At 74.5% G+C, this 9,524-nt stretch carries 9 protein-coding genes; 2 read left to right on the plus strand and 7 right to left on the minus strand.

Annotation, left to right across the window (positions count from 1 at the left end; translation table 11 throughout):
• Both M8J74_RS44525 and M8J74_RS16355 read left to right on the plus strand, forming a co-directional pair.
• Positions 1-706: ABC transporter ATP-binding protein (locus M8J74_RS44525; RefSeq protein WP_283948229.1), on the plus strand; the 706-nt coding region annotated here is incomplete at its 5' end.
• 125 nt (positions 707-831) lie between these two features.
• Positions 832-1,089, plus strand: coding sequence for a DUF1876 domain-containing protein (locus M8J74_RS16355; RefSeq protein ID WP_249837102.1), 258 nt, complete (start codon positions 832-834; stop codon positions 1,087-1,089).
• 75 nt (positions 1,090-1,164) lie between these two features.
• Here the strand turns inward: M8J74_RS16355 and M8J74_RS16360 are convergent, their stop codons facing one another.
• The 7 genes from M8J74_RS16360 to M8J74_RS16390 form a co-directional block, all read right to left on the minus strand.
• Positions 1,165-1,821 (minus strand): potassium channel family protein, encoded by a 657-nt coding sequence (locus M8J74_RS16360; protein ID WP_249837103.1) that lies wholly within the window; start codon positions 1,819-1,821, stop codon positions 1,165-1,167.
• A complete protein-coding gene (locus M8J74_RS16365) occupies positions 1,818-2,477 on the minus strand; it encodes a potassium channel family protein (protein WP_249837104.1) in 660 nt (219 codons plus the stop codon). The genes M8J74_RS16360 and M8J74_RS16365 overlap by 4 nt, the downstream gene beginning before the upstream one ends.
• Positions 2,474-5,293 (minus strand): cation-translocating P-type ATPase, encoded by a 2,820-nt coding sequence (locus tag M8J74_RS16370; protein WP_308406054.1) that lies wholly within the window; start codon positions 5,291-5,293, stop codon positions 2,474-2,476. The genes M8J74_RS16365 and M8J74_RS16370 overlap by 4 nt, the downstream gene beginning before the upstream one ends.
• Positions 5,294-5,425: 132 nt before the next feature.
• Positions 5,426-6,046: a V-type ATP synthase subunit D gene (locus M8J74_RS16375; protein ID WP_249837105.1), complete on the minus strand. Its 621-nt coding sequence runs from the start codon at positions 6,044-6,046 to the stop codon at positions 5,426-5,428.
• Between the two features lie 5 nt (positions 6,047-6,051).
• On the minus strand, positions 6,052-7,446 hold the full coding sequence (locus tag M8J74_RS16380) for a V-type ATP synthase subunit B (RefSeq protein ID WP_249837106.1): 1,395 nt from the start codon (positions 7,444-7,446) through the stop codon (positions 6,052-6,054).
• Positions 7,443-9,179 (minus strand): V-type ATP synthase subunit A, encoded by a 1,737-nt coding sequence (locus M8J74_RS16385; RefSeq protein ID WP_249837107.1) that lies wholly within the window; start codon positions 9,177-9,179, stop codon positions 7,443-7,445. Before M8J74_RS16385 ends, M8J74_RS16380 begins: the two co-directional genes overlap by 4 nt.
• On the minus strand, positions 9,176-9,524 hold a 349-nt coding region (locus tag M8J74_RS16390; protein ID WP_249837108.1), incomplete at its 5' end, for a hypothetical protein. The genes M8J74_RS16385 and M8J74_RS16390, both read right to left, overlap by 4 nt.

A 9,524-nucleotide genomic window follows, 5' to 3' on the forward strand; every position in this document is an offset into this window, starting at 1 on the left:
GGACGCCAAACTGCGGGTGCAGACGCGCACTCAGATAGCGGTGCTGCAGCGCCGCCTGGGCACCACCACGGTGTACGTCACCCACGACCAGGTCGAGGCGATGACCATGGGCGACCGGCTTGCCGTCCTCAAGGACGGGGTGCTGCAGCAGGTCGGCACGCCCAAGGAGGTCTTCGAGCGGCCCGCCAACACCTTCGTCGGCGGCTTCATCGGCTCGCCCGCGATGAACCTGTTCCGGCTGCCGCTGACGTCCGACGGTGTCCGGCTGGACGGGCTGACCGTGCCGCTGACCCGCGACGTCCTGCGGTCCGCGGCCGCCGAGGGCGCCACCGAGATCGCGCTCGGCGTCCGCCCCGAGCAGTTCCGGATCCTGTCGCCGGAGGACGAGAAGACCCCCGGGCTGGACCTCGTGGTCGACGCGGTCGAGGACACCGGCTCCGTCGCCTACCTGCACGCGACCGCGCGGGTCGGCGGAGGCAGCGCGCCGCTCGTCGTACGGCTGCCGGGGCGGGCCACGCAGGGCAAGGGGGCGCGGGTGCGGGTCGGGGTGCGGGCGGACGTCGTGCACTGCTTCTCGGCCGCCACGGGACTGCGGCTCGACGAGCCGGCGGCGGTCCGGACGGTGCCGGCCACCGCCCCGGAGGACGCGGTCCCGCCGGACGCCGCCGCACGGCACGCGCCGGGCGCCGAGGCGGCCTCGGCATGACGTCCCGGCCGGCGGGCCGTTCGGCCCTGTCCCGGCCCTCGTCGGGGGCGCAGGCTGGGAGATGAGCGGAGGAACCGGTTCGTCCGGGCGCCTGCTCCTCACCCCTCCGCCCGGGAGTGATCACGATGCAAGCCAAGCAGTGGACGGTACAGATCTTCATCAGTGAGGACGGCGACGAGACCCACGCGCGGGCCGTGCTCACCACCCGGGACACCTCGACGGTCACCGGCCGGGGCGTGGCCCGCAAGAACCCGGTCGACCGCTCCATTCCGGAGATCGGCGACGAACTCGCCGCCAGCCGCGCGCTGGAGGACCTCGCGATCCGGCTGCACGACGTCGCCTCCGACGACATCGTCCAGCTGGCGGGGCCCGTGCTGCGGTGACGGCCCGCCTTCAGGCGGCCGCCGGCCGGGGGCACTCCCGGCGGCGGCCGCCGTTGTCGTGCACGGGCGTGCGCGTCACTGGAAGGCCGCGTGCACCTCGTCCTCGGTGGCCTCGTGCGAGACGACGAGGATCTCGTCCCCGGCCCGCAGGGTCAGGGTGGGCGCCGGCACGACGGGGCTGCCGTCCCGGACGACCGCGGCGAGGACGGTGCTCGCCGGCAGCGTGATGTCCGCCAGCGTGCGGCCGACGGCGCGCGAGCGGGCCGTGATGGTGGTCTCGATGACGTTCACACCGGCCTTGCTCAGCCGCAGCAGGGCGACGGTGTCGGTGGCTCCGGCGGCCTCCTCGATGAGCGAGATCAGGGGCATGGCGGCGGGTACGGCGGCGTCGACGCCCCAGTTGCGGTCGAACAGCCAGGCGTTCTCGGTGTCGTTGACCCGGGCCACCACCCTCTCGACGCCGAACTGGCGCTTGGCGAGGAGGCTGATGACGAGGTTGTCCTCGTCCTCCCCGGTCGTCGCCACGACGAGGTCGGCCGAGTGCGCCCCGGCGCGTTCGAGGACCGAGGGTTCGCAGGCGTCCCCGGCCTCCAGCCGCACCGGCAGCCGGTCCTGGAGGGTGGCGATGCGGTCGTCGTCGCGGTCGACGACGGTGACCTGGTTGCCCGCGGCCGCCATCACCTGGGCGACCTGCCTGCCGAGCCGGCCGGCGCCGGCGACGATGACCTTCATGTGCCGAGCTCCTTGTCGAGGAAGCCGCGCAGCCGGGTCAGGGCCTCGGCGGCCACGGCGAAGGTGATCAGGTCCTCCGGTTCGGCGGCGGTGCTGTGCGTCGGCAGGAACGACCGCCCGCCGCGGGTCACCTCGACGAGCCGGATCTCGCCGTCGACCTCCAGCTCGCCCAGCCGCCGGCCGGTGAGGTGCGCGGGCAGCTGGGAGCGCAGCAGCAGGGTCTCGCCGTTGCCGAAGCTGAGTTCGGGCGTGAGGTGGCGGTGCAGCAGCATCTGGTGCAGCCGGTCCGCCGTCCAGCGCACGCTCGCGATGGTGGGGATGCCCAGGTCGCGGTAGATGTCGGCGCGCCGTGGGTCGTAGATGCGGGCCAGGACGATCGGCACGCGGTAGGTCTCCCTGGCGGTCCGGGCGCTGACGATGTTGGTGTTGTCCCCGGAGGTGACCGCGACGAACGCGTCGGCGTGCTCGATGCCCGCCGCCTCCAGCAGGGTGCGGCTGAAGCCGTTGCCGTGCAGGACCTGGCCGGGGAAGCCGGCCGGCAGCAGCGCGCGGGTCTTCGGCTCGCGGTCGATGATCCGCACGTCGTGGCCCTCGTTGACCAGCCGGGTGGCGAGGGCGGAGCCGACCCGGCCGCAGCCCACGATGACGACCCTCATGGCTGTTTCCTTCCTGGCTGGTGCGGTGGTGTGCGGCGCAGCCACGCCTTGCGGGTTTCCTCGGCGGCCAGCAGCAGCACCCCGAAGCCGGTGAGCACCGCCCAGTCGGTGGCCGAGATGGGCGCGGTGTTGAACACGGCCTGCAGCGGCGGCGCGTAGCTGATGGCGGCCATCAACGCGATCCCGAAGCAGCCGGCCGCCAGCAGGCGCGGGTTGGAGAACAGGCCGACGCGGAAGACGCTCTCGCGGTCGGTGCGCACGGCCAGGGCGTTGAAGAACTGGCTGACGACGATGGCGGCCTGGGTCAGGGTGATGGCCTTGCGGTAGGCGGGGGTGTCGGCGGTGAAGTCGGCGAAGGGGATGCCGGAGGAGTGGATCTGCCAGAAGAACACCGTGCACACGCCGATGGACTGCACGAAGCCGAGGAAGAGGAAGCGGCGCACGAGCGCGGCGGAGAACAGCCGTTCGCGCCGGCCGCGGGGCGGGCGCTCCATGGTGTCGGGTTCGGGCGGCTCGGCGCCGAGCGCCAGGGCGGGCAGTACGTCGGAGCCGAGGTCGATGGCCAGGATCTGCACGGCGCTCAGCGGGACCAGCGGGAAGCCGACGAAGGTGGCGGCCAGGATCGGGGTGAGCTCGGCGATGTTGTGGCTGAACAGGTAGGTCAGGAACTTGCCGATGTTGCGGTAGACGGAGCGGCCGAGTTCGACGGCGGCGGTGATGGAGGCGAAGGAGTCGTCGAGCAGCACCATGACGGAGGCCTCGCGGGCGACGTCGGTGCCGCCGGCGCCCATGGAGACGCCGATGTCGGCGTGCTTGAGGGCGGGGGCGTCGTTGGCGCCGTCGCCGGTGACCGCGACGACCTCGCCCCGCTTCTGGAAGGCGGCCACGACCCGCATCTTGTGCTCGGGGCTGACCCGGCACAGCAGCAGTTCTCCCGGTGCCGCGATCACGGCGTCGAGCGCGTCGGCGTCCATCTCGGCGAGCCGGGCTCCGGTCACCACCGTCGGGGCGGGTCCGGTGACGATGCCGACCCTGCGGGCGACGGCCTCCGCGGTGAGCGGGTGGTCGCCGGTGACCATGACGATGCGGATGCCGGCCTTGCGGCAGGCCTCGACGGCGGCGGAGACCTCGGGCCGGGGCGGGTCGAACATGCCGACGAGGCCCAGCAGGGTCAGCCCGGACTCGGCCTCCGCGCTGTCGCCGGGCGCCGAGGTCACGGGGCGCAGGGCGGCGGCCAGGACGCGCAGTCCCTGGGCGGCCATGGTGTCGTTCGCCTCGGTGACACCGGCGCGCAGCTCGTCGGTGAGGGGCCGGGAGGCGCCGTCCAGCAGGAGGTGCGTGCAGCGGGCGAGGAGTTCCTGGGGCGCGCCCTTGGCGCACACGACGTCGCCCTCGGGCGTGCGGTGGACGGTGCTCATCAGCTTGCGCACGGGGTCGAAGGGGAACTCGGCGACGCGCGGCGCGGCGGCCCGTTCGGTCGCCGGGTCGAGGCCGGCCTTGGCCGCCGCGACGAGGATCGCGCCCTCCGTGGTGTCGCCGAGGACCCGCCAGTCGGCCTGCTCGTCCGGCGCCAGCAGCCGGGCGTCGGAGCACAGCACGCCGACACGCAGCAGGTCCCGTACGGTCTCCGGATCGGTGACGGTGCCGACGGGGGCGTAGCCGACGCCGGACACCTCGTGCCACGTCCCGCCGGTCCACAACCGGGTGACGGTCATCTCGGCCTGGGTCAGGGTGCCGGTCTTGTCGGTGCAGATCACCGTGGTGGAGCCCAGGGCCTCCACCGCCAGCAGCTTCTTCACCAGCGCCTGGCGCCGGGCCATGCGCCGGACGCCGATGGCCAGGGACACCGACAGGGTGGCGGGCAGTCCCTCGGGGACCAGGGCGACCATCACGCCGAGGGCGAAGACGAAGGTGGACACCAGCGGCTGTCCGCTCTGCACGCGGACGGCGAGGACGAGCAGGCCGATGGCCACGGCCAGCACGGCCACCCTGCGGGCCATGGACGCCACCTGCTGCTGCAGCGGGGTCTGCTGCTGCGGTGCCTCCTGGGTGAGCCGGTAGATCCGGCCGAACTCGGTGTCGGCGCCGATGGCGAACACGACGGCCTTGCCCGATCCGGAGACGGCCGTGGTGCCCATGAACACGCAGTTGCGGGAGTCGAGGACGGTGGCGGCCGTCGTGGGCTCCTCCACCCGGGCGACGGCGACGCTCTCCCCGGTCAGGGAGGCGTTGTTGACCATCAGGCCGTGGCCCTCGACGACGCGGCAGTCCGCGGGTACGGCGTCCCCCGCCTCCAGGACCACGAGGTCGCCGGGGACGAGCGCGCCCGTCGGCAGTTCCAGGCGTTCGCCGTCGCGCAGCACCCGGCAGGTGTGCGGCACCATCGCCTGCAGCGACTGGGCGGTGCGCTCCGCCGAGTACTCCTGGACGAAGCCGATGACCGCGTTGAGCACCACCACGCCGAGGATCGCGAACGCCAGCTGCAGGTTGCCCACGTCGCGGGGGTCCTGGAGGGCGTAGGCGAGGAAGGTCAGCGCCGAGGCCACGATCAGCAGGATCGCGAACAGGTCGGTGAACTGGGCGAAGAAGCGTCGCCACAGTCCCTTGCGGCGAGGTTGCGGCAGTTCGTTGGGGCCGTGGCGCTGCCGGCGCCGCTCGGCCTCCGCCGCGCCCAGACCCCGCCGGGAGGTGCCGAGCTGGGCGAGCACCTCGTCGGCCCGCTGCCGGGGCAACGGGGGGCCGGGTGCGGGGCGCGCGGGCACCGTGCCGCTTTCCGGGCCGGGCGCGAGCCGCTGAGCGACGCTGTCCTTCTCCACAGGAAGCCCTCCGGACTCCGAGACGACCTCGCTCCAGCTTCGACGCACCACCGTCCGCCTGCCATGGGTCATGTGACCCCCGGGTGGGGCCGAGCGGATCCCCGGGGGACGTCCCGGCGGTCATGCCCCGCATCACGCCCGGTCGGCCGAGGTGCGGGCCGACCAGCGGCGGCGTACCGCGTCCTCGTGCTCGCTCTGTTCGAGGGCGGCGTCCGCGCGTGCCAGGGCCCGCTCCAGGCGGGGGATCCAGTGGCGTTGCAGGGCCCGGACGCGCTGGCGGGTGCGCAGCACCTCCGCGCCGATCTCGCGTGCCGCGGCGCGGGCGACGGCGTGGTCGGCCGCGGCCCGTACCGCCTCGGCGTAGGCGGCCTCGGCGTGGATCAGGGCGGTGTTGGCCGGCGCCGGGATGTCCGGTTCCCGCCGCGGCAGCGCGCAACGGGCCGTCTCGGGGTGGCGCACGCCCATGGTGGAGGTCCGGACGATGTCGATCTCGGCGGGACGCACGGGCGCCGGGGCCTCCAGCGCCTCGTCGCCGGCCAGCAGCAGCCCGCGCCGCAGCCAGGTCTCGGCCTCCCGCAGCCGCTCGTGCCAGGCGGCGCGCGCGGTCTCCTCGGCGGCGAGCAGCGTCTCGTGCCGGGCGCGCAGGATGCGCAGTTTCTGGTCGAGCAGGTCGGCGCCGCGCCGGGCGACGTCCAGGCTGTGGCGCACCTTCATGCGGCCGGCCCGGCCGGGCGGGGTCCGCAGCTCCTTCACCGGGCTCACCCGCCTTCCGGTGCCGCGTGGGCGTCGAGGAACTCGGCGGGCAGCATGGACAGTTGGCTGCGCGGCAGGGTGAGCAGCACCTGCCAGGCCCGCTCCAAAGTCTCTTCCAGCGTGCGCCGTTCACCGCGGTCCTGGTCGACGAAGCCGTGCGCGAACGCCTCGTCGAAGGCGAGGTAGCGGCGGTCGGTGGGGCTCAGCGCGGCCTGTCCGACCAGGTCGGCCAGCTCCCTGACCTGGCGGGCCCGGGCCAGCGCGGCGAGCAGCTGGGCGGCGACGTCCAGGTGGTCGGCGCGGGTGCGGCCCGGGCCGGCGCCCTTGCGCATGAGCCGGGACAGCGAGGACAGGGCGTCGACCGGCGGGTAGACGCCCTTGGCGTGCATCTCGCGGGAGAGCACGACCTGCCCTTCGGTGATGTACCCGGTGAGGTCCGGGACCGGATGGGTGATGTCACCGGCCGGCATGGTGAGCAGGGGCAGCACGGTCACCGATCCCGGCAGCCCGCGGATGCGTCCGCAGCGCTCGTACAGGGACGCCAGGTCGCTGTAGAGGTAGCCGGGGTAGGCGCGGCGGGCGGGGATCTCGCCGCGGGCCGCGGAGACCTCGCGCAGCGCCTCGGCGTAGCTGGTCATGTCGGTCATGACCACCAGCACGTGCCGGCCGCCGGTGAACGCCAGGTCCTCGGCGATCGTCAGCGCGATGCGCGGGGTGAGGATGCGTTCGATCACCGGGTCGGCGGCGGTGTTGAGCAGCAGCACCAGCTCGCCGGCCGCGGAGCGCTCCTCCAGCGCGTCGCGCACGAAGGCGGCGTCCGCGTGGGTGACTCCCATGGCGGCGAACACCACACTGAACGGCTCTCCCCCGGCCGTCGACTGGGCCGCGATCTGCGCGGCCAGCTCCAGGTGCGGCAGGCCCGCCGCGGAGAACACCGGCAGCTTCTGACCCCGTACCAGGGTCGTCAGGGCGTCCACCGCGCTGACCCCGGTGAGCACCGGTTCGGCCGGCGGCTCGCGGCGCACGGGGTTGACGGGGTTGCCGCCGACCGCCGAGGTGACGGAGCCGAAGACGGGCGGCCCTCCGTCGAGCGGTTCGCCCCGGCCGTTGCAGACCCGGCCGAGCCAGCCGGGGCCCACCGGGATCCGCAGCGGCGTGCCGGTGAAGGCGGCCCGGATGCGCGCGGGGTCGATCTCGGCGGTGTCCTCCAGGACCTGCACGACGGCGGTGCCGCGGTCGACGTCGAGGACGAGTCCGTGCCGCTGCTCGCCGGAGTCGAGGGTGAAGAGCACGAACTCGTCCCAGCCGACGCCCTCGACCTTGTCGACGACCACGAGGGGGCCGTGCAGGTCACGGATGGTGGTGTACTCGACGAGGCCCCAGTCCGGTGTGTCCGTCATATCAGCTCCCCCAGTCGGTCGAGCATGCTCCGGCCCAGCGCCCGTACGGTGTCCGCGTCGTGCGGGCCTGCCTCCTCGCGGGCGCGCAGCACGGGGGTGAAGTCGGCCTCCTCGATGTGGGCCGGGGGCACACCGGCGTCGGCCAGTTCGCGGCAACGGTCGACCACGTCGAGCACCGCCTCGGCCAGCGCGGCCGTCTTCTTCGCCCCGCTGTAGGCGTCCCGCTGCGACAGGGCGCTCTGCTGGAGCACGCCTTCGCGTACGAGCCGGCCGCCCAGGACGCTGACGCGTTCCTGCGCGGGCAGCGCGGTGATGCCGACGAGGTCGACGAGGTCGGCGAGCCGGTCGGCCTCCGCGAGCAGACCGGCGACGCGGGCGCGCCGGGCCGGCCAGTCCGGGTCGTCGGTCGCGGCGCGGCGGGCACCGAGCGCCTCGGCGTCGCGGGAGAAGGACTCCGCCCAGGAGACGGCCGGGTAGTGGCGGGCGTAGGCGAGTTCGCGGTCCAGGGTCCACAGGCAGCGTACGAAGCGCTGGGTGTGCGCGGTGACCGGTTCGGCCATGTCGCCGCCGGGCGGGGACACCGCGCCGATGACGGTCACCGAGCCGGTGCGGCCGCCGAGGGTGGTGACCGCGCCGGCCCGTTCGTAGAAGGCGGCGATCGCCGAGGCGAGGCCGGCCGGGTAGCCCTCCTCGGCGGGCAGGGCGCCGGTGCGGGAGGCGAACTCGCGCAGCGCCTCCGCCCAGCGGGAGGTGGAGTCGGCGATGACGACCACGTCCAGGCCCATGTCCCGGAAGTACTCGGCGACCGTGACGCCCGTGTGGATGCCGGCCTCGCGGGCCATCATCGGCATGTTGGAGGTGTTGGCGACGATCACGGTCCGCTCGGCGAGCCGGCCGCCGGTGCGCGGGTCGGTGAGCGCGCCGAACTCGTCGATGACGTCGGCCATCTCGTTGCCGCGCTCGCCGCAGCCGACGTAGACGATGACGTCGGCGTCGCACCACTTGGCGATCTGCTGCAGCAGCACGGTCTTGCCGGTGCCGAAGCCTCCGGGGACGGCGACGGTGCCGCCGAGGGCCACCGGGAAGAGCAGGTCGATGGCGCGCTGCCCGGTGCCCAGGGCGCGCGGGGAGTCGAGGCGTTCGCGGACGGGGCGCGGGGTGCGGACGGGCCAGGGGGCGGTCATCGTCACGGGGGTGCCCGCGACGGACGCGACGACGGCGTCGGCGGGGTGGAGTCCCGCGCCCGCGAGGTGGTCCACGGCGCCGGAACGGCCGGGCGGCACCAGCACCTTGAGCGGCACGGGTCCGGAGCCGTGGATCTCCCCGAGGACGTCGCCCTGGTCGACGAGGTCGCCCACCGAGGCCCGCGGCACGAACTCCCACTGGCGCGTGGGTCCGCTCCCGCGCCCCGCGGCGCCGGGTTCCAGCCAGGCACCGGCCGTGGCGAGGGGGCGCAGCAGGCCGTCGAAGACCCCGCCCAGCAGGCCGGGGCCGAGCGGCGCGGACAGCGGCCGGCCGAGCGGATGGGCCCGCGCGCCGGGGGCCAGGCCGCCGGTGTACTCGTACGCCTGCACGGTGACGACCCCGTCCCGGATGGCGACGACCTCCCCGGGCAGTTCCGCCTCGCCCAGCACGACCAGGTCGTTCATCGCGGTGCCGGCGACGTACTCGGCCTCCACGAGGGGCCCGGCGACCCGCAGGATGCGCCCGCCCCCGGACGACACGCCTGTCACGGTGCCCACAGTTCCTCCGCCTCTCCGCCGATGCGCTCCAGTGCCCGCAGGGCCAGGGCGGTCAGGCCGCAGTCGAGTCTGCGGTGCGCCGTGCGGGCGATCACTCCGCCGTGGGGGGCCTCGACGACCTCGGCGTCCGGGCCCAGCGCGGCGCGTACGTGTGCGGTCAGCCGGGCGCGCAGGGCCGGGTAGGAGTCCGCGTGGCGCAGGTCCTCGACGCCGGCCACCACCTGTCGGCGCAGTTCCTCCCAGCACTCCAGGCGGGCGGCGAGTTCGCGGGCGCGGGCGGTCCGGCGGGACCGGGCGCGGGTGGCGTCGCGGGCGGCGGCCGCGTCGGCCTCGCCC

Source organism: Streptomyces panaciradicis (assembly GCF_023516615.1).
GTDB classification, from domain to species: Bacteria; Actinomycetota; Actinomycetes; order Streptomycetales; family Streptomycetaceae; genus Streptomyces; species Streptomyces panaciradicis.

Coding starts and splice junctions, on each gene's coding strand:
- M8J74_RS16355 (WP_249837102.1), top strand. CDS start 832: ATGCAAGCCAAGCAGTGGACGGTACAGATCTTCATCAGTGAGGACGGC.
- M8J74_RS16365 (WP_249837104.1), bottom strand. CDS start 2,477: ATGAGGGTCGTCATCGTGGGCTGCGGCCGGGTCGGCTCCGCCCTCGCC.
- M8J74_RS16360 (WP_249837103.1), bottom strand. CDS start 1,821: ATGAAGGTCATCGTCGCCGGCGCCGGCCGGCTCGGCAGGCAGGTCGCC.
- M8J74_RS16380 (WP_249837106.1), bottom strand. CDS start 7,446: ATGACGGACACACCGGACTGGGGCCTCGTCGAGTACACCACCATCCGT.